Raw genomic sequence first — 20,864 nt, 5'->3', positions numbered from 1 at the left:
TTGCCTATTAGATTGTGAATGGTTCAATGATATTGCTCATTAATCATAATCAATTGGCACACATGCTCAATATCTATTTGGATTGAAAAAGTAAAATATAACTATAAAAACAAAGGTATATTTCTATTTTTACACAATGCCATTTACATTATTTTAACAACCAACTACTCTAGAGTTTGTCACTATTGGACAAAAATCATGCTTGATTAAGTATTAATACAGTAAGAATGACGTCAAAAAAATAACAATATGAGAGACTAAATGACAATATTCGAATTGACAATCAAACAAAAAATAGCATTAGGATTTGCCTCAATTGGCTTATTACTGCTTGCTGGAAGTAGTTTTTTTTATCATTCCTTGAGTAAAATTCAAACAGCCAATATTAATATCGAAACGTTAGCAGTACCGGTACAAAACCAGTCAAATGCCTTACAAATTACCTTATTAAAAATGGCTAAAACCGGCAGTTTAGCTTATTCACAAATCGATAATGACAATATTGACCTCAGTTATAAGCAGTTCAAGCAATTGCAACTAGAGTTCAGAGAGGTATTAAAGACATTATCGGCAAAAGTTGCTGATCAACCCACAATGCTTCAGTCATTAACTCAAGCTCAAAAATCATACCAGCAGTACGAACAGCAATCGCACATCATGTTCAGCGCTAAACTTGAAATAGGACAAAACCGCGGCAGCTTCAGCACGTTAAAACAACAATTTGATAATGTTCGAATTAATGCCAGTAATAATATGATTGATTTAGAACTGATAGAAGCCCCGTCGGGCGAGCAGCAGTTATTAAACGAAGTCATTGGCGGCGGAGTACGCATCGACGATATGCTATTTACTCTGGGCAATACCATGACGGAACTTGGCCGATTAACCTCTGTTGATACCGTTAATATTCATAAACAAGATGTGGCTATGTTATTGGGTAATATTACGGTTAATGGCAACTACTTAACCCAACAAGCAGAGCCTTTGGGGGCAACTGCGCTATTTGTAGATTTTGACACCAACTTGCAAGGAATTAAAAACTTCACTGATAACCCCGGTAGCTTGTATCTCGCGCAACAAAATGTCGTCAATCAGCAGCGCTTAGCTGAGAATAGTAACCTGCAAGCCAACACCTTTTTTGATGCCACTAACAATCAGTTAGATCAATTAGTAAAGCTTGCCAATGAAAGGTTCCATCAATTACAAATGGTTGCGATTGATGAAGTGAGTACCGCACAAACTTTTGCTATTACAATGGCAGTGGTGTTTGTGTTAATGGCGATGTTTATCTATTACTTTACCTCAAAAGCCATGTTAGGCCCTCTACAAGCCATTAACAGTGCATTATCGCGCATTGCCAGCGGTGATTTATCTCGGCGATTAACCAAACGAAATAATGATGAATTTGGCGAGCTGATGGATAACATCAATAAACTGTCTGACGATCTAACTAATTTATTGCAAGCCATTAGTCGTGATGCACACTTACTAGATGAATCCGCTCTTCGCTCGCAAGCGCAAAGCGAGACAATATCCCATTCGGCCGCCGGACAAATTAACAATATTAATCAAGCTAAGCAGCTTGCAGAGCAAATACATCACAGCTCAAATCAAGTCAATGAGCAAGCTTCAGAATCTGAACAACATGTTAAATTAGCCTCTTCGCAAGGAGTACAAATAAAAACCATTGCTAATGATAACCGTTTCCGTATTGAAGCCTTATCAACCAGCTTGCGCGACTCAGTCGAGACCATGGCAAAGCTCAGTCAACACAGTGATAATATTGGTGGGATTTTAACCACCATCAGTGCGATTGCCGATCAAACTAATTTGTTGGCCTTAAATGCCGCGATTGAAGCCGCTAGGGCCGGTGAGCATGGGCGTGGATTTGCCGTTGTTGCTGATGAGGTGCGTTCATTAGCCTCTAGAACGCAATTAGCAACCGCCGAAATTCAAACCATGATTAGTGCCTTACAACAAGAAACAACCTATGCCGTGACAGCCATCTCACAAGGGCAAATACAAGCCAGTGAATGTGTAGAACAAAGCCAGTCGTTGCATGATGCAATCGAACAAATAGAGGCGGCGCTTAGCACCATTAATGGCATGAGCCAAAGCATTACTCATGCAGCCAATGAACAAGTAAGCCATAGCCAACAAATAGAGCAAACGATGACTCAAACAGCCGATTCAGCAGAACAAAATGCCCATGAGTCAGCTTCAATGACACAGCAAAGCCAGCAATTAAATCAATTAGCTCACTCACTTACCACCTCTGTTGAACGCTTTACACTCTAATCAGTAGCGTAATAAAATCTTTAGTAAGAGACACAATAAAATAGGCCAGTAATCGCAATGATTTCTGGCCTATTTTGACTCTGTAAAAGATGCTGTGGTGTATCGTCTATTTCTTACCTAAGGTCCCTACAGCAAAGCGCCTGATAATAGATCGAACCATTAACACTGACTGGCCCAATTCACTACTGTTATGTAGCGATTTTTCTGATGAAGCTTTAGTAATTTCTGCAGAATCAGCAATATCAATAATTTGCTGATTAATATGCTCAGCAACAGCACTCTGCTGCTCTACCGCCGCAGACATATCTAAAGTAAGTTGGGTGATTTGTTCAACGGATTGGTTAATCGACGCTAATGCATTACGTGTTTTATCAACAATTTCAACACCTTTACTGGCCGCTTGTTCACCACTAACCGACACTTGAACGGCATTACTGGCTCGCTTCGTTAATACGCTCACAATGCTGTGAATTCTGTCGGTGGATTCGCGGGTTTTCAGTGCTAGGGAGCGCACTTCATCTGCAACAACGCTAAAGCCACGACCTTGTTCTCCCGCCCTAGCAGCTTCAATCGCGGCATTTAAGGCCAACAAATTAGTTTGGTCGGCAATACTCGAAATCAGGCTGGCGGCTTGTCCTATCTCACTTGTAGATTCAGATAACTCGCGTACTGTTTTGGCGATATCCGCGACAGAGAGATTTAACTCATCAATAGATTGCTTAGCTTCATTAGCCAGTTGAGCCCCTGCATTAACATTGTCTAACGCTTCTTTTGCACTATAAGCATTACGTTCAACGTTCGCGGACACTTCTTGGATAGCAGTGGACATTTGGGTAATTGCCGAGGCAATTTGTTGTGTTGCTCCACTTTGTAAGCTCACCGCTTTAGCCGTTGACTCAGCCTCTATTTGGGTGTGTTCGACAATGCCATCTAATGATTTTGCAGCATCTTCAATCCGCGTCATCGCAGTACGACAACGGGCAACTTCGCAACCCAACGCTAATTTTGCCTGCGCTTTGGCGCCAAAGTCAGCAAAATAGGTTTCTGCAACAATGAGATCTGTAAACGAATTAGGATTAAGTTGGACCACTTCATACCAATCTTGTTGCTGTTTATAGCCCAACCATGCCGTTGATACTACAAGCGTGAATAACCCTATTGCACCAGGGAGAACGCCCCAAAATTCAGTTAATACAAGGGAAAAAATAAACATGGGTAACCAAGCCGGTAATAATTTAATGACTTGATGTTTTATTTTTGCATGAAGTGGTCTTGGTGACTTTTTAGCTTTTATTCTAGCATAAGCCGCTTCAGCACGGGCAATTTCGCTTGGTAATGCAGTCACCCTAACGGACTCGTAACCGGCGACTTTATTATTATCAAATACTGGCGTAACAAATGCACTAACCCAATAATAATCACCATTTTTACGGCGATTCTTAACCAGCCCCATCCACACTTTACCACTAGAGATACATGCCCACATATCCTTAAATACTTCACTTGGCATATCAGGATGACGCACAAGATTATGTGGCTTACCAATCAATTCATTTTTGTCGAAGCCGCTGACGTCAACAAAAGCATCATTGCAGTAGATAATATGACCGCGCAGATCGGTTCCTGAAATTAAACGAACATCATCATCGAAGTGGTACTGATTAAGGGTAATGGGTTGATTATTGCGCATAGGCACTGACATCCTTGTCTCGGTATAGTGAATAAGAAAACTCATTAATGCTATCTGTTACACCAAAGGTGCATAGACAGAACTTCCATTTAATAAGGTGGTTGAGAAATGTCATCACTAATGTGAGTGTGCCATATCCCTATTTATTATAAGTCATTATAGTTTGATATGTATTTGAAAATTGTCAATTAAATAATTAATTTAACCCTAATACTTACCACTCGCACAGTGATATAGATAAATTCTGCTAAGACGTTTCTCTCGATTTACCCAAGCGACTACCCAGGGCAGAGCTTAACAGGTTAACTGCAAAAGTGAGTTATTACTTAAGGGGATATAGTGGTGAAGGCTTAATATGTGAGGCAATGTATTGCCCCACATATTAATTTGACGCTCAAATGATCCAAGTCGTGCTCTCAATCAGCTAACAATATTCAATTTGAGCAGCAACAGGGCCATTTACACAAAACAAACATCAATGTACAAATGTATTAAGCGTATTCTTGCATAAAATCGTCAAGGTTATCGTTGATGATTTCTATCTCGTCACCGCTAAATTGCGCAATATGAAACAAGGCTTCGCCTTCATTGGTCACGGGAATATTACTGTTGCCAATAATAATTCCGTCTGTCGGCGCTAGCAATGGCAATGGTTCACCACCCAAAGGGTTAACGATATTGGCTAACACCTGCCCTTTAGAGACGCGCTCACCCAATTTAAGCTTAATATTTACTAATCCATCAGACTCACTACGGACCCAATAACTGCGGCTGGCATTGACGCTGGTACTTTTAGTTTTAATTTTGCCTTTAGTCATACTTAAACAGCGCATCACATTGATAACACCATTAACGCCAGATTTAATCGACATATCACTAAAGCGCAGTGCTTCACCTGCTTCATATAAAATACAAGGAATATTCAGGCTGTTGGCATAACCACGCATTGAACCCTCACGTGCTTTTGATGACATTATCACCGGAGCACCAAAGGCATTTGCCATGTCGAGCATCACTTCATCGTCGGTGTCACAACGGATCTGCGGTAAATTATCGCGATGGATAGCACCAGTATGCAAATCGACAATGTGGGTTGCACGTTTCACTAAAATACTGCTGAATAAATGGGCTAAACGACTCGCTAGCGCACCTTTAGCAGAGCCCGGAAAACAGCGATTTAAATCGCGACGATCCGGTAAATAACGAGATTGTTGAATAAAACCAAACACGTTAACGATGGGAACAATTAATAGGGTTCCCGTTAAGGTTTTAGCATTAACACGACCGAGCAAACGTCGACATATTTCAATGCCATTTAACTCATCACCATGGATTGCTGCACAAACCAATAAAACAGGTCCCGCTTTAGTGCCGTGAAACACTTCAACGTGCAAATCCATCGGTGTATCGTTATACAGTTTTGCTGCGGGCAATTTGACACTTTGTTGAGTGCCTGCCGCTACGCTAACATCACCGATAACAAACGGTTCATGCTTTTTTACCATTAACCAACACCTTTCGTTTTTGAACTGGTGGATTTAACGTTTTTCTCAATAAACTGAATGATTTTTTCAGCAACATCAATGCCGGTAGCTTTTTCAATACCTTCAAGACCAGGAGATGAGTTAACTTCCATCACTAATGGACCGTGTTTAGAACGTAAAATATCTACGCCAGCAACATTTAAACCCATTGTTTTAGCGGCACGTAACGCGGTTGAGCGCTCTTCAGGCGTTAATTTAACAATGCTAGCAGAACCACCACGGTGTAAATTAGAACGGAACTCGCCAGGTAATGCTTGGCGTTTCATCGCGGCAATCACTTTGTCACCAATAACAAAACAACGAATATCTGCACCACCGGCTTCTGCGATATATTCTTGCACCATGATATTAGCTTTTAGGCCCATAAAGGCTTCAATAACAGATTCAGCCGCTTTGCGAGTTTCAGCTAAGACAACACCAATACCTTGGGTTCCTTCAAGTAGCTTAATCACACAAGGGGCGCCACCGACCATGTCTAATAAATCGGGGATGTCTGCCGGTTTATTGGCAAAACCTGTTACTGGTAAACCAATATTTTTACGTGATAATAGTTGCAATGAACGTAACTTATCACGTGAGCGAGTAATCGCGACCGACTCATTTAATGGATGTGTTCCCATCATCTCAAACTGGCGCAATACCGCGGTGCCATAAAAGGTGACAGATGCGCCAATACGCGGAATAACCGCATCAAATTTTGGCAGTTCTTCACCGCGAACATGGATGCTAGGCGCATTCATGTTGATGTTCATATAACACTTTAATGGGTCAACAATATTGACAATATGACCACGAGCTTCAGCAGCTTCTTTTAACCGACTTGTCGAGTATAAATTCTTATTTCTCGACATTATTGCAATATGCATTTGTTATTCTCCTGCTAGAAATGATTCTGCTGAATTAACCAAAAAACGCCCTTCTAATGCGCGGCGTCCCAATAACATTCTAAATTTCATGTGATCTCTATTGGTTAACGTCAGTTCGATGTCAAAAAGTTGATCACCGATTAAGATCGGCGTTTTTATCACGTAGCGTTTCGTTACATGACCACCAGAGTCACTAACATCTCGGCGATCAAATACATGAAATTCACAGACGACTTCACGATCTGAACCTTGGTCAGGATGAAGCCAGACTCGAACCCATTTTTGGTTTTCTTTTTGAAACGGTTTTATTTTGAACGCATGTAAACAAGATGTTTTTGCGCCAGTATCCACTTTGATTTTGACTCTTTCGTTGCCAATATCAGGAAAAGTGCCCCATTCACGCCAACCCACAATACCGAGGGAATGTTCAGTCATGGTCTATCCTTTCTTGTAGAGGAATTATTCATTCCAAAGTGTTATCTTTCTATAAATTCAATATTTGAGCAGACGCCACAATTAAGTTTTTGATTGCACTGCTCAACGTATACGCTTTGTTAACCAAACGTTAACCGACAAAGTTTTTGTCAAAAATATAGCCTTCAAAACAATTTTAACACCAACACTTTATTTATATCAAACTAACATTAACAACATATCTAAAAAAAATTTCTATGTCAGTAAGTTACAACAACAACACGACCACACCTAAAGCGCCAAAAACTAACGTTTACCTTGTTTTTTAATACAAAAAATACAGAGTTAACATTTAAATGTTCAAATAACGTGCACAATATTAATGGCTTAAATCAACCCTAGCTATTTCACTCAGAGTAGACATTGTTTAACATGATAGCCAAATTATAACATTAATATCTGCATCGCTATTGTAAAAAAAAGGTACCGTCATGTTCAGTCAACATAGTTTCGATTTTTTAAACAGTCTAGCAGTTAACAACGATAGAGAATGGTTTAAAGCCAACCAACAGCAATACGAAGATCAAGTGAGAACGCCAGCTTTACAGTTTATAGAAGCCATGCAAGGGCCTATTTTAGGTTTGTCGCCACGATTCATCGCCGTGGCTAAAAAAGTTGGCGGCAGTCTAATGCGCCCACAACGCGACAGTCGCTTTAGCAAAGATAAAACGCCTTATAAAACCAATGTCGGCATTCAGTTTAAACACTTTCAAGCCAAAGATGTCCATGCTCCGGGGTTTTATGTTCACATCGCTAATGATGAATGCTTCATTGCCGCGGGTATTTGGCACCCAGAATCAAAAGATCTCAATGCCATTCGTCATTGTATTGATGAAAACCCTAATGCTTATCAAAAAGCATTAACTCAACTATCACAAGCAGGATTTGAATTAACGGGAGATAGTTTAATTAGACCTCCACGAGGATTTGATAAACATCACCCAATGATTGCCGAGCTCAGGCGAAAAGACTTTATTGCCATCAAACCAATTAGTTCAGAACAAGTATGTCAGGCTGATTTTGTTGAATTTTGTGCACAAGAATATCAACATACCCGCGCGCTAATGGCCTATCTATGTTTTGCATTAGATTTAGACTTTTAGTGAGAGTGAATCATAACATCATCATAGAAGCGTCGTTTCGACGACGTGAATAAGCGTATTTAACCTGAACTCGGGATAAGGAATGAACTTAGCTATTTAAAATCAGCATGTTAACCAAGCTCACTTTCAAGCTTGTCATTTGTTATGCTAGCAAGGCGAATTGACGCGTCAATAGCTAGCCTATAGTAAGTCGATTCAACACAATTAGCAGGACAAAGGGCTGTTTGAAAGGCGTTTATTATCCCGAGCTCAGGTTATTTAACACAGAACGCGGGTGATAACCTTTGAGAATTATTTATTATTACAAGATTGTCGCTAAGGTATGATGTCATTTTGGCCAACATAGTTTTAGCTCATCATTTAGATAAGCCGTGTTAAACTAGCAAGAAATAGTCCCCTGTACAGCATCGGTTATGTGCTGTGCGGCAATATCAGGTCAATTCATGAGTCATAATATTCCCGCCATGTCTAACGCAACCACATCAGACGAGACACATGCGCAAGAAATAGCTGCGACGACACCAGCACAAAAGCGAGCCCTAAGTTATTCAACCACTATTGAGACACTGTTTAATCAGGTTATGAGTACCAACATGCCTGCCGATCGAATCATTGGCCAATATTTTCGTGAACATAAAAAACATGGGTCAAAAGATAGGCGAGTGATCCGCGAAAGTTTGTTTGGTCTATTTCGCTGGTGGGGCTGGTTAAAGCAATTAAATTCAAGCCAAAAACACACTACATGGTTTCAACAGCTAAGCACATGCGCGATGTTGGAACAACATGAATGGAATGACGTTACTACTGCCTGGAATGACTTCGCAAGTTGGCCTCAAACCCGCCCGGACCAGGTTGAACTGATAAATACCCCTTCATTAAATGACAAATTAACCGCCTTTATTAATGTAAGTGGCATTGATACCTGTCAACTAACCCAGTTGTTACCAAAATGGTTTTGGCAACTTTGCCCTATTGATGATGTTGATCAATATGCTGTTGTTAATGCAATGAGCAGTCGACCTCCGATCTGGGCTCGTGCACAAACATTATCAACAGAAAAAGTGATCGAATCTCTTCGACAAGCGGGCGTTGAAGCAAAAGCGAATAGTTACTTTTCTGATGCCATAAATTTAGGTCATAAAAGTATTAATCTAAATGAAATAAATGTTTATAAACAAGGTTATCTTGAAATCCAAGATTTAGCCTCGCAAGTAATTGGTCAAATTTGTCAACCAAGTAACCATGAAAAATGGTGGGATGCTTGTAGTGGTGCTGGCGGCAAAACACTGCAATTATATTCATTAATGTTGCAGCAAAGCTCTGCCTTAACGGGCTGTATTATTGCATCTGATATTCGAACTAAACCGTTGGAAGAGCTACGCAAGCGTGCCAAACGTGCAGGTTTTGATAATATTAGTGTTGCACCTTGGAAAGGCGACGTATTGCCCGTAGATGCGAATACCTTTGACGGAGTGTTAGTCGATGCACCCTGTAGCTGCACAGGTACTTGGCGTAGAAATCCAGATATGCGATGGCTTGATGATGCCAGTGCAGTAACAGATAAACCGATGCTACAACTAGCCATTTTACGACGTAGCGCAGTGGCAGTAAAAGTAGGCGGTAAATTGGTTTATGCTACGTGCTCTTTATCACCTAGTGAAAATGAACAAATTGTAAAAGACTTTTTATCAGAAACATCCGAGTTTGAACTTGAACCGGTCATCCATCCTTTTACTGGGCAACCGTGTAATATGCTGACAATTTGGCCTCAGCAAGCTAACAGTGATGGCATGTTTGTCGCAAAAATGCGCCGCAAATAGTACGCCTAGCCGTAAGAGAATTAAAATTTCCCACTAAAAAGCCATCAAGTCGATGGCTTTTATTATTGCGAGCTAATGGTTAACGGGCTATTTTCGATGTAGGCGTAATATTAATTCAGCTTCTGCTTTAGGTAACTCACACTCTTGCATTAACTCTTCAATACCGGCCCCCAAACCCACCATTTTTACTGCCCTAGAATATAATTTGGCTTGAGGGTCTTGCTGGCTAGCTTCTTCCAACATGTCAAATTGCTTGGAGAGTTTTTTCTCTAATTCGACAACTCGCCTTCCTACACCAATAGTACCACTGCGCAATTCGTGTAGTTCACGTTTAACAGCTTCCCGCTGACGGTCGCTTTCTTTTACTAGCACTGTTAGGGCATTAACTTTAGTCTTTAATTTACTCGACTGTTTTTGTAAGTAAAGTACCAAACCAAGACATGCAATAACATACACTAAAGCCGCAATTAGAAATTCATCACCCATTAACATACCTTTGTTGCTTCAACCAAAAAAACAAAATTAAAGCCAAAACAAAAAGCCAACAGTAATTCGGTTGGCTTTTTTCATCAGATTACGATTAAATTTGTGTTAACTCTACCCACTCATCATCAGATAATAATTTATCCAAGTCGACTAGAATCAATAATTCGTTATCGCGGTTGCTGACGCCTTGAATATATTTAGCGCTTTCTTCAGTGCCCACATTCGGCGCGTTATCAATTTCTGAGCGACGTAAATAAACCACTTCAGCGACACTATCAACTAAAATCCCGATCACTTGTTTTTCAGCTTCAATAATAACCACTCGAGTAGAATCATCCAGTTCGGCTGATGGCAAACCAAAACGTGAACGAGTATCGATAACCGTTACCACGTTTCCGCGTAAGTTAATAATACCTAAAACATAATCTGGTGCACCTGGTACAGGAGCAATTTCGGTGTAACGTAATATTTCTTGAACTTGCATTACGTTAATACCGTAGGTTTCATTATCTAGCTTAAATATAACCCATTGTAATACTAAATCGTCTTTAGCTGCAGTAGCCGCTGCTACACTTCTAGAATTGCTCATAGTTAACCTCGGTCAATCGAATCCTGACAACCTAAACCTGCATCAAGCATTTTGATTAATGCTTGAACATGTAAAATGCCACACATTTGTTGTTTTACTACCCCAGCAAGCCAAGGACGCTTACCCGGTTTCTCACGCCAATTGACGTGTGATTTATCTATTTTAACGGCGTTAACTAACGATTCGCACGTTAATCCCCACTGACTATCTTCAAGCATAACAAGATATTGATAATTTACTGTCTGTGCTAATTCTGGAGTATATTTTTCAGGCATCACCCACGCGCACGTATCAACCACATTTATTTTAGTATCTCGGTGGGTTTGCACCCCTTTAAACCAAGATGGCCTACCGATAAGATGGCTTATCTTCTCTATTTTTATAATCCCACCCAAACTCACCAATGGCACAGCGAGTGTTAACCCTGCTACATTGAAGAATAACACCTGAAATTCATCTTCAAGTAACTCTTGCAAATCATGAGTAATACTGGGCGGTTGGTGTCCAACCTGAGTCTGTGGCGCATTGTGCTCTTGCGTCGGCGAATTCTCTACCAACTGTTCATGCTTAATAATAGCGTCTTTTATATCAGCATGTGAACTTTCGTTATTGTTTATATCGACTAACGGCTTGATTTCTTTATTCGTTAATTCTGTTTGTTGTATTTTTGCACGACTAATGCCAACTTCAGGCTCAATATGAGTGATAGCCTGACGAACTCGTTCTGCACTGGCTTTAATCTGTTGCGTTAAATCGGTTTCTACTCTGGGTTTAGACACAGCAGATAATAATTTTTCAAGTGCCTGTTTATCGACACTGGTAGTTGGCTCTGCATATTGCCTAGCAATGACAGGAGAGGCTTTAGATGATGTTAGTTGTGAATAATGTGCCGATAACGTCATTTCAGCCGACATACGAGTCGGTTTGTCGTCGTTAATAATTGACACTTTATCGGTGATGTCATTAACGGAATTAACAGAAAGACTTGGTTTTACCTCAAGGCTTTGCTCAGTAATCGGTTTAGGCGATTCCTGTAATAAAAGACTGAAATAATCAAAAACAGTTTCATCAACCGATTTTGACATGAGTAAACTCCTGAGAAAATAAAAAATCCAGCAGACGATTATATGCTTTTACACCTCGGCTACTGGTTGAATAATGTGATGCGGGTAAATGAGCCAAACTTGCATCTCTAAATTTTGTATCTACAGGTATTACATCATTAGGCCACAGTGTTGAAGCATATTTATCCTGCAAAAATTGTAACGCTATTGGGGACGCTTTAGTGCGCTTGTCATACATTGTAGGTAATACGGTATAGCTATAACGGGTTTTCTTAGAACGCCCCATTATTTCCATGGTTTTCACCATACGTTCGAGTCCTTTTATCGCCAAAAACTCAGTCTGAACAGGAATAATAATGTGATGACTTGCTGCTAATGCATTAACCATTAACACCCCTAATACTGGCGGACAATCGATAATAGCAACATCATATTTATCTTCAAGCAATGACAATAAGTTACGTAACACCAACCCCATTCCTTCTTGATGACCTAGTGACCTATCAAGTGTCGCTAACGCCATATTAGCCGGAATGATATCAAGCCCTTCAATTTGAGTTGGAAGCACATTTTGTAAAATAAACTCTTGGGTCAGTGTTTGATGATTCAAAAAAACATCATAAAGCGAGCAAGGCACTTCGTCTGAATCAATACCTAAGTAATAGCCCAATGAAGCATGAGGATCGGTATCGATTATCAACACTCGTTGGCCACGTTTAACCAATGCTCCGGCTAAACTGGCTACTGTGGTGGTTTTACCTACCCCACCTTTTTGGTTAGCTACCGTCCATACTTTCAAAGAAGCCTCTCAACTCATTATAATGATATTGTTATGGTAAATTGACTACTGCTTGTGTTGTTTATCATCGCGGGTTGTTACACGGATGCCACCATTAGGTAAACGGATCACTTTAACCCCCTGAGCATCTTCTGACACTATGACTTCTTGATCATTTTGTTCAGCAAAAACATCAGTATCGTGCTCTACCTTATCAATATCAGTAAGCGGTGCATCATCTAAAGAACCCGGACCAAACAGCACACTTTGTGCTTGTTTTTTTCCTGCTGACGCTATGATTGCTTGAGTTTGTTCAGGATGTTGAGTTAACCAATTAGCAATATTCGCGGCCTGATCATCGGGTACCATCAATAACACTTGAGACGCCGTTAATCGTGCTACATCCTGCTCTAATAACGTCACTTTTTGATCAGCGTCAATATACAAACCCGCTAATACTACTATGGCAATAAAGGACAAAAAAAATCCCAGTTTTTGCTTGGTCTGCAATGAGTATTCTGGCTTAGCCACGACTAGACTCTTTTAAAATAGCTTCAGCCATATTATCTAATGAAATAGAGTGAGTTGCGATACCGGTTGATGCTACAGCTTGAGGCATACCATATACCACGCAGCTTGCTTCATCCTGCGCCCAAATAGTGGCACCGACAGACTTTAACATTCTGGCACCTTCTCTACCGTCTGCGCCCATTCCCGTTAATACAACCGCTAAAACATCACCGCCAAAAGCTTTGGATGCTGATGCAAAAGTAATATCAACACACGGTTTATAGTTCATTTCTTGGGTTCCGGAAATGACTTTAAGTCTTCCAGAAATACCGCTTCGCTCAATCATGAGCTGCATGCCTCCGGGCGCCAAATAGGCACAACCAGGGCGCATGGCATCACCATTTTCAGCTTCTTTTACCTCAATTTTACACAAGGTATTTAAACGAGCTGCAAAGGCTGGAGTAAACGCCGCAGGCATATGCTGTATCAACACTATGGGATGAGGATAATTTGCAGGAAATGCAGTTAATACTTTCTGTAATGCTACTGGCCCACCGGTTGAAGTCCCGATGAGTAACAATTTATATTGCTTACCACTGGCCCGAATAGACGATATTGAAGACGTTGTCGGATTAGCGCTCTGACGATCTGCTAAGGTTGTGGATAAACTGGAACGAGTCGCTACAGGCGTTGTTGTGGAAGCTAAACGGCTGCTTAGCGGACGACGAGGCGTGTTGATATCTGGAGCCGCAATCGTTGAACGACGAGATTCTGGTAATGAAGTAGGTGTTAACGAACTTGGCCGATATATCCTACGTCGACCTAATGCTTTAATTCGTTGCTGTAACAAAAGAATCGCATCGTCTTTATTGGTTGCTATATCTTCAAAACGTTTTGGCAAAAAATCTAGTGCACCGGCTTCTAACGCATCAAGTGTCGCTTTAGCACCATCATGAGTTAACGATGAAAACATTAAAATGGGAGTAGGATTATTAGCCATAATTTCACGGACAGCAGTTATACCGTCCATCACAGGCATTTCAATATCCATCGTAATGACTTGAGGCTTTAACTTTGCAGCCATATCAACAGCTTCTTTGCCATTAACAGCAACGGCAACGACTTCGAGATCAGGATCTTGATTGACAATCTCACTGACTCGACGTCGAAAAAAGCTAGAATCATCTACAACTAGTACTTTTATGGCCATTTAATTCCTTAAATAATGGAACTTTTATTTTTATTTTATTTTTTTGCTTTTAGCGTAATGTTTTAGCAGTCCTGGCACATCTAAAATCAGTGCAATACCACCATCGGATGTAATTGTCGCACCCGCCATACCTGGAGTACCTTGTAACATACTGCCAAGCGGTTTAATGACCACTTCTTCTTGTCCAATCAATGCATCTACAACAAAACCAATTTGCATAGTGCCAAGCTGAACAATAACCACATGACCATGCTTCTTATCACCATGTTTAAAGGTTGATTTTTTACTGTGCAGCCAATGTTCTAGGTAAAATAATGGCACGGCCTTATTACGGAAAATCACCGTCAATTGACCATCGACTATATTGGTTTTTGTTAAATCTAAATTAAAGATTTCATTCACACTTGATAATGGTAGTGCAAAAACTTGATTAGACACATCAACCATCAATGTCGGCATAATAGCCAAGGTTAATGGCACTTTAATTTCGAGAACAGTACCCTTACCTTTCATTGAGTCAATATAAACAGTACCGTTAAGTTGGTTGATGCGGGTTTTCACCACATCCATGCCTACTCCACGGCCTGAAATATCTGAAATTTCAACTTTGGTTGAAAACCCTGGGGCAAAAATCAAATTGTAAGCTTCGTTATCGGTCATTCTCGAAGCGGCATCTTCATCAAGCACACCACGACTTATCGCAATTTGTTTTAGCTTCTCAGGGTCCATTCCCGCGCCATCATCCTCAATTTTAAGCAGGATGTGGTCACCTTCTTGGCTAGCCGATAAGGTAATGGTACCGGTTCGAGATTTACCGCTAGCTTCACGAGTTATCGGCATTTCGATACCGTGATCGACTGAGTTTCGAACTAAGTGGACTAAAGGATCGGCTAACGCTTCAACTAAGTTTTTATCAAGATCGGTTTCTTCACCAATCATGATTAAATCAATTTCTTTATTTAAGGTACGGGCTAAATCACGGACAACACGCGGGAAACGACCAAAAACTTTCTTAATCGGTTGCATGCGGGTTTTCATCACCGCACCTTGTAAATCAGCCGTAACCAAATCCAGGTTTGCTAGCGCTTTGGACATCTCCTCGTCTTCACGATTAATGCCTAAACTAACCAATCGGTTACGCACTAACACTAACTCACCAACCATATTCATGATTTGATCTAAACGAGCAGTATCAACACGAACCGTTGTTTCACCTTGTGGGACAGACGCCGCTTTAGCAGGTGTTTTGTCTTTTACAGGTTCAACCTTTGGAGCAACTACAGGGACTGATGTCGCTACTGGTTTAACAACAGGAGCTGGGCTAACTTTTGCTGCTTGCACAGGAGCAACGGCTTTAGAAGGTTGAGCTGGAGGAGGCGTTTGCGATTTAGCAACTGGCGCAGTACCTTTTCCGTGTAATTCATCTAAAAGACGTTCAAATTCATCGTCAGTTATTTCATCAGAATCAACAAGGGGTTCAACAATAGGCGTTGCAGCAGGCTTAGTTGGAGCTGCAGGTTTGGTTTTAGCTTCAAATGAACCTGAGCCATGCAATTCATCTAATAATGCTTCAAACTCATCATCAGTGATTTCATCGCTACTACTTGCGGCAGGCTTTGAATCAATATTGTCTTTTTTTACTTCAGAAGGTTTAGCTGCAACAGGACTTTTACCCGGACCATGTAAGGCATCAAGCAACGCCTCAAATTCTAACTCATCAATGTCATCAATACTGCCAGTGTCAGATGCTTCCGCTGAGGGAATGCTAATATCTTCGACATATTCAGGATCACTGAATTCAACAATATTTTCAATTGGTTCTGGCTCATCTGCCGACATTTCTGAAGGTAATGGCGCTCCTGAACTTAATAATTTGAGTTTAGCAAGTAATGCAGAATCCGCAGGGTCTTGTGATTCTCCCTGTTGAGTTTGAGCAAACATGGAATTAATTGCGTCGACCGCTTGCAAAATAATATCCATTAATTCTGCATTTACGCCACGTTTACCGGTGCGTAATAAATCGAACGTGTTTTCAGCTTCATGACACACGTCAACCATCGGTTTTAGACTTAAAAAACCAGCCCCACCTTTAACAGTATGGAATCCACGGAAAATAGCATTGAGTAAATCACTGTCATCAGGATTATTTTCAAGAGCAACTAGCTGCTCCTGTAGAAGCTCTAAAATCTCGCCAGCTTCAATTAAAAAGTCCTGGAGTATCTCTTCATCAACATCAAAAGACATTAAATTGACTCCTAATTAGAAACCCAGACTTGATAGCAGATCGTCTACTTCATCTTGACCTGTCACCACATCTTCACGCAGTTCAGCATGCATGATGGGACCTTCTGCTTCTATTTTATTTTCGTTTATAGTTGGCAATGATTCAGTAGTATGATCTCCGAATACCGTTAGCATTGAGACCAGATTACTTTCTACTTCACGAACTAAATCAATCACTCGACGGATCATTTGCCCCGTCAAATCTTGGAAGTCTTGCGCCATCAAAATTTCATTTAATAACTCGCGAAGACGATTAGAATCATTTTCACTATGTAACATAAACTGCTGAACATCATGACAAAGTGACTTAAACTCACCCATTTCTATGTCACGACGCATCAATTTATCCCACATTGGCGTCACTGATTGTATATTGCTAATGATGGTATCGGCCAAAGGTAGACATTCTTCAACTGCATCCATGGTTTTATTTGCAGCTTGTTCTGTCATGTCGATAACATAGTTCAATCTTTCTTTAGCATCTGGTATTTCGGTATTGGCTAATTCAGATAAACGGTTATCAACTTGAAAATCTTTTAGTGCACTATGGAGTTGTCGAGTTAGCTTACCGACTTCTTCAAAAAGCTCACGCTGCAATGGCGTTGCAAGCTCTCTGATCATTTCATCGGCTTTATCTTGTTGACCCAAGGTAAGCAATTCAACAAGTTCTTGGGCCTGTTCGAGAGTGATTAACCCCGATATTGATGCCTGCATGACTTATCCTTGCTTATGCGAGTCGTTCAAAGATTTTGTCTAACTTTTCTTTTAACGTAGCTGCGGTAAAAGGTTTTACGACATAACCATTTACACCGGCTTGCGCTGCAGCAATAATCTGTTCACGCTTAGCTTCTGCAGTTACCATTAGCACAGGTAAATGCTTTAACGAATCATCTGCACGGATTGCTCTAAGTAAATCAATACCTTGCATTCCAGGCATATTCCAGTCTGTTACCACAAAATCAAAATCGCCTTTTTGTAACATAGGTAGGGCTGTTGAGCCATCATCTGCTTCTTGGGTATTATTAAATCCCAAATCTCGCAACAAGTTCTTAATGATACGCCTCATTGTTGAAAAATCGTCAACAATAAGAATCTTCATATTCTTGTCCAAGGTTTCCTCCGGTGAGCTGACACTCGTTTGCTCTAGATAAGTTATTATTCTTGTGTCCAATGCTTGAGTTTCGCTTTTAATCTGAGCATTGCCTGACTTAATATCTGGCTTACTCGCGATTCGCTAACTTCAAGGATGGCACCGATTTCTTTTAAATTTAATGCTTCGTCGTAATACAACGACAACACTAATGCATCTCTTTCTGGCAATGTCTTAATTGCTTCAACCAATGCAGATTGGAATTGAATTTCAGCAAGCGAGTCAAAGGTTTCATCTGGCGTTTCGTTGTCTGTGATTAACACATCTTGCGACACGCCAAGGTCTTCTATGCCTATGATTTTACCAACAGAAACATCATTTAAGATATGATGGTATTCATCGAGAGACATATCAAGTTTTTCAGCAATTTCTGTATCATTGGCATCTCTTCCAAGCAGTTGCCCCAATTCATCAATTGCATGTGCTACTAAACGATTATTACGATGAACTGAGCGCGGAACCCAGTCACCACGTCGAATTTCATCTATCATTGCACCACGAATTCTGATGCCTGCAAAGGTTTCAAACTTAGCCCCTTTACTGTTATCAAATTTAGATGAGGCCTCAAGTAACCCCATCATCCCAGCTTGTAATAAATCATCAAGTTGCACCGATGCTGGTAATCTTGCCAGCATATGATGAGCAATTCTTTTTACCAACGGTGCATACTGTTCAACAATAGACGTTTTGTTATCGAACTGAGTATACGCGGCGGCTTTATTCACTCGTTCTTCCTTCTTGTATCGGCTTACGTTGTACAAGACGTTCAACAAAAAACTCTAAATGACCACCTGGCTGTTGTGGAACTGGCCAAGTCATAATTTTATTGGCTAATCCATGATAAGCGATAGCTGAAGGCGACTTAGGATACGCTTCAACAACTAACTTTTGCTTACGAACAGCTTTACGTAAATTTTCATCGAATGGTATTGTTGCCACTAATTCTAAAGCAACATCTAAAAATCTATCCGTCACTTTACTGAGTTTAGCAAATAATTCCATACCTTCTCGTAAACTACGTACCATATTTGCCACAATTTTGAAGTGGAACACACCATGTTCACGACTTAAAATTTTAATCAGCGCATAAGCATCAGTAATTGATGTTGGTTCGTCGCAAACGACTATCAATACATCCTGTGATGCACGAGAAAAACTCAGCACCATGTCTGATATACCAGCAGCAGTATCCACAATTAAAATATCGAACTGAGTTCGCATTTCACTAAATGCACGGATAAGTCCAGCATGTTGTGCTGGCGACAACTCAACCATCGCTTGAGAACCCGATGTGGCAGGAACAATACCAATACCTTTAGGCCCACGAACAATGATGTCATCTAATTCGGCATCTCCGGACAAAACATGAGATAAATTTTTCTCAGCACGTATCCCAAGCATGACATCGACGTTGGCTAAACCTAAATCGGCATCAAGCACTAATACGCGTTTGCCCTTTTCAGCTAGTGCTACCGCAGTATTAATTGACACACTGGTTTTACCCACTCCGCCTTTACCACCGGATACGGCAATTACTTTAACTTTATCGTTATTTGGTTGATTCATCATACGTAAACCACTTGCTTGATCCCGAGTCATATCTTTACTCAAATGCATAGGCTGTGTCATTAGACCACACTGTGTCTTGTGACGATTGTTGTTCTGTTTCATTTAACGCCGCGAGAGCCTTTTTAGCCAACTCTAACGTATCTGCTACTTTCATGTCCTCAGGAACACGTTGACCGTCAGTAACATAGCTTAATGGTAACTCATTTTGAATCAATACGCTCAATGCACCTGCAATTGATATCGATTCATCTAACTTTGTTAAAATCGCACCCGCTAATGGAATTCGTTTAAAATGTTCTACAGCATCTTGTAACACACGACGTTGACCAGTCGCAGATAAGACTAAGTAGCTCCGAATTGGGATCCTACTATTTGCTGTTAAATTATCCAGTTGCTGATATAAGCGCATATCTCGCTGTCCCATACCTGCGGTATCAATTAATACTAACTTACGATTTCTAAATTGATATAAAATTTGTTCTAATTCGGTTAAATCATGTGCTTGCTTAACCGGACAGCCCATTATTTTGCCATAAGTCGCTAATTGCTCATAGGCACCAATACGATAATGGTCTGTGGTAATCAATGCTACCTGCTCTGGGCCATGATGGGCGGCAAAGCGAGCGGCTATTTTAGCTAAAGAAGTTGTCTTACCTACACCGGTTGGACCAACAAACGCCACAACACCACCACGTTTAACTATATCGTCGCCTTGATTGTCGAGTAAATTGGCTAAACTTTGTGGTAATGCTCTCACTAAATCGGCTGGGGTGTAGTGTTGACTTAGCCCCGCTAGTTTAGCAGCAACGGCTGGAGAAAACTCTGCTGCAATCAATTTACTTTCTAGCATTGCGCCAACAGGATCGGTACGCTTTTTTTGATCTTTCATCAACGATGAAACTTGATGGGTCAATAAGTTACGCAATGAAGCCATTTCTTCGCGCAGAGCATCCATATCAGCAGATTGATTTTTATTGGTTTTTTTAGCTTGCTCTGGTGCCGCTTGCGATTGAAAAGTTGATGCTGGTTTAGCAGACTTTGCCCCTTGTAATTGGCGGGCCCATTCTGGTAAATCCGGTTCATCTTGGCTGACAGACATTTGTTGTGTCATGCGATTATGTTGTTTTTGAAGTAAGGCTTGTAAAGAGTCGGCCTCAGGAGGTGGGTTCACCTTTGATTGAGCTTTCATCACAGGCTTAGCGCCTAATGACACCCTATCGTCACTAACATCCATAAAACCGGTAGTCGGCGCTTGTGATGCGATGGCGGCTTTAGGTTCATCATAATCTACAGCAGCGACAATTTCGATTCCGCCAGTGACTTTTTTATTTGACATAATGACAGCGTCAGAACCTAAGGTTTCTTTTACTTGAGCCAATGCAGCGCGCATATCTTTGGCAAAAAATCGTTTAATTTTCACTTATGCACCT

Annotated in this window: 19 protein-coding genes; 3 read left to right on the top strand and 16 right to left on the bottom strand. The window is 40.8% G+C overall.

From position 1 onward, the window contains the following. The first annotated feature begins 261 nt into the window (after positions 1-261). Complete coding sequence (locus tag AAEY98_RS03375) at positions 262-2,298, top strand: methyl-accepting chemotaxis protein (protein ID WP_351014956.1); 2,037 nt, start codon at positions 262-264, stop codon at positions 2,296-2,298. A 106-nt stretch (positions 2,299-2,404) separates the two neighbouring features. Here the strand turns inward: AAEY98_RS03375 and AAEY98_RS03370 are convergent, their stop codons facing one another. From AAEY98_RS03370 to AAEY98_RS03355, 4 genes are all read right to left on the bottom strand, one after another. Beyond that, positions 2,405-3,988 carry a methyl-accepting chemotaxis protein gene (locus tag AAEY98_RS03370; protein ID WP_182743861.1) on the bottom strand — a complete coding sequence of 528 codons (1,584 nt, stop codon included), beginning with the start codon at positions 3,986-3,988 and terminating at the stop codon, positions 2,405-2,407. Between the two features lie 491 nt (positions 3,989-4,479). After that, positions 4,480-5,493 (bottom strand): succinylglutamate desuccinylase/aspartoacylase family protein, encoded by a 1,014-nt coding sequence (locus AAEY98_RS03365; protein ID WP_101087738.1) that lies wholly within the window; start codon positions 5,491-5,493, stop codon positions 4,480-4,482. Continuing rightward, a complete protein-coding gene (gene rimK / locus AAEY98_RS03360) occupies positions 5,493-6,398 on the bottom strand; it encodes a 30S ribosomal protein S6--L-glutamate ligase (RefSeq protein ID WP_101087737.1) in 906 nt (301 codons plus the stop codon). Before rimK ends, AAEY98_RS03365 begins: the two co-directional genes overlap by 1 nt. Before the next feature lie 3 nt (positions 6,399-6,401). Continuing rightward, positions 6,402-6,833: an ATP-dependent zinc protease family protein gene (locus tag AAEY98_RS03355; protein WP_011636685.1), complete on the bottom strand. Its 432-nt coding sequence runs from the start codon at positions 6,831-6,833 to the stop codon at positions 6,402-6,404. Positions 6,834-7,303: 470 nt separating this feature from the next. On the opposite strand from AAEY98_RS03355, the gene AAEY98_RS03350 reads away from it, so the two are divergent. Beyond that, the gene (locus AAEY98_RS03350; protein ID WP_101087736.1) at positions 7,304-7,975 is read left to right on the top strand and encodes a DUF2461 domain-containing protein; all 672 of its coding nucleotides are present in this window, start codon (positions 7,304-7,306) and stop codon (positions 7,973-7,975) included. 443 nt (positions 7,976-8,418) lie between these two features. Continuing rightward, positions 8,419-9,795 (top strand): RsmB/NOP family class I SAM-dependent RNA methyltransferase, encoded by a 1,377-nt coding sequence (locus AAEY98_RS03345; RefSeq protein WP_351014954.1) that lies wholly within the window; start codon positions 8,419-8,421, stop codon positions 9,793-9,795. An 87-nt stretch (positions 9,796-9,882) separates the two neighbouring features. On the opposite strand, the gene AAEY98_RS03340 is transcribed toward AAEY98_RS03345, so the two are convergent. The 12 genes from AAEY98_RS03340 to flhF form a co-directional block, all read right to left on the bottom strand. Beyond that, complete coding sequence (locus tag AAEY98_RS03340) at positions 9,883-10,281, bottom strand: DUF2802 domain-containing protein (protein ID WP_059747932.1); 399 nt, start codon at positions 10,279-10,281, stop codon at positions 9,883-9,885. Positions 10,282-10,375: 94 nt separating this feature from the next. Beyond that, positions 10,376-10,870: a chemotaxis protein CheW gene (locus tag AAEY98_RS03335; RefSeq protein WP_011636681.1), complete on the bottom strand. Its 495-nt coding sequence runs from the start codon at positions 10,868-10,870 to the stop codon at positions 10,376-10,378. 2 nt (positions 10,871-10,872) lie between these two features. Next, the gene (locus AAEY98_RS03330; RefSeq protein WP_101085372.1) at positions 10,873-11,955 is read right to left on the bottom strand and encodes a chemotaxis protein CheW; all 1,083 of its coding nucleotides are present in this window, start codon (positions 11,953-11,955) and stop codon (positions 10,873-10,875) included. Beyond that, positions 11,939-12,733: a ParA family protein gene (locus AAEY98_RS03325; RefSeq protein WP_351014952.1), complete on the bottom strand. Its 795-nt coding sequence runs from the start codon at positions 12,731-12,733 to the stop codon at positions 11,939-11,941. The genes AAEY98_RS03330 and AAEY98_RS03325 overlap by 17 nt, the downstream gene beginning before the upstream one ends. A 45-nt stretch (positions 12,734-12,778) precedes the next feature. Then, positions 12,779-13,243, bottom strand: a complete 465-nt coding sequence (locus tag AAEY98_RS03320) for a membrane anchored protein in chemotaxis locus (RefSeq protein ID WP_351014950.1) — start codon at positions 13,241-13,243, stop codon at positions 12,779-12,781. Beyond that, positions 13,236-14,432: a protein-glutamate methylesterase/protein-glutamine glutaminase gene (locus tag AAEY98_RS03315; RefSeq protein WP_182743866.1), complete on the bottom strand. Its 1,197-nt coding sequence runs from the start codon at positions 14,430-14,432 to the stop codon at positions 13,236-13,238. Before AAEY98_RS03315 ends, AAEY98_RS03320 begins: the two co-directional genes overlap by 8 nt. Before the next feature lie 30 nt (positions 14,433-14,462). Then, the gene (locus AAEY98_RS03310) at positions 14,463-16,676 is read right to left on the bottom strand and encodes a chemotaxis protein CheA (protein WP_182743867.1); all 2,214 of its coding nucleotides are present in this window, start codon (positions 16,674-16,676) and stop codon (positions 14,463-14,465) included. A gap of 15 nt (positions 16,677-16,691) precedes the next feature. Further along, positions 16,692-17,429 (bottom strand): protein phosphatase CheZ, encoded by a 738-nt coding sequence (locus tag AAEY98_RS03305; protein WP_101085377.1) that lies wholly within the window; start codon positions 17,427-17,429, stop codon positions 16,692-16,694. A gap of 13 nt (positions 17,430-17,442) precedes the next feature. Then, entirely contained in the window at positions 17,443-17,826 is a 384-nt protein-coding gene (gene cheY, locus AAEY98_RS03300) for a chemotaxis response regulator CheY (protein WP_011919599.1), read from the bottom strand. A gap of 44 nt (positions 17,827-17,870) precedes the next feature. Continuing rightward, positions 17,871-18,590, bottom strand: a complete 720-nt coding sequence (locus AAEY98_RS03295; RefSeq protein WP_101085378.1) for an RNA polymerase sigma factor FliA — start codon at positions 18,588-18,590, stop codon at positions 17,871-17,873. Next, positions 18,583-19,464, bottom strand: coding sequence for a MinD/ParA family protein (locus AAEY98_RS03290; protein WP_011636672.1), 882 nt, complete (start codon positions 19,462-19,464; stop codon positions 18,583-18,585). Before AAEY98_RS03290 ends, AAEY98_RS03295 begins: the two co-directional genes overlap by 8 nt. 4 nt (positions 19,465-19,468) lie before the next feature. Further along, entirely contained in the window at positions 19,469-20,854 is a 1,386-nt protein-coding gene (gene flhF, locus AAEY98_RS03285) for a flagellar biosynthesis GTPase FlhF (RefSeq protein WP_162022667.1), read from the bottom strand. Positions 20,855-20,864: the final 10 nt, after the last annotated feature.

Source organism: Shewanella sp. AC91-MNA-CIBAN-0169 (assembly GCF_040310165.1).
Lineage (GTDB): Bacteria > Pseudomonadota > Gammaproteobacteria > Enterobacterales > Shewanellaceae > Shewanella.
This window is presented reverse-complemented; position numbering and strand designations above follow the sequence as displayed.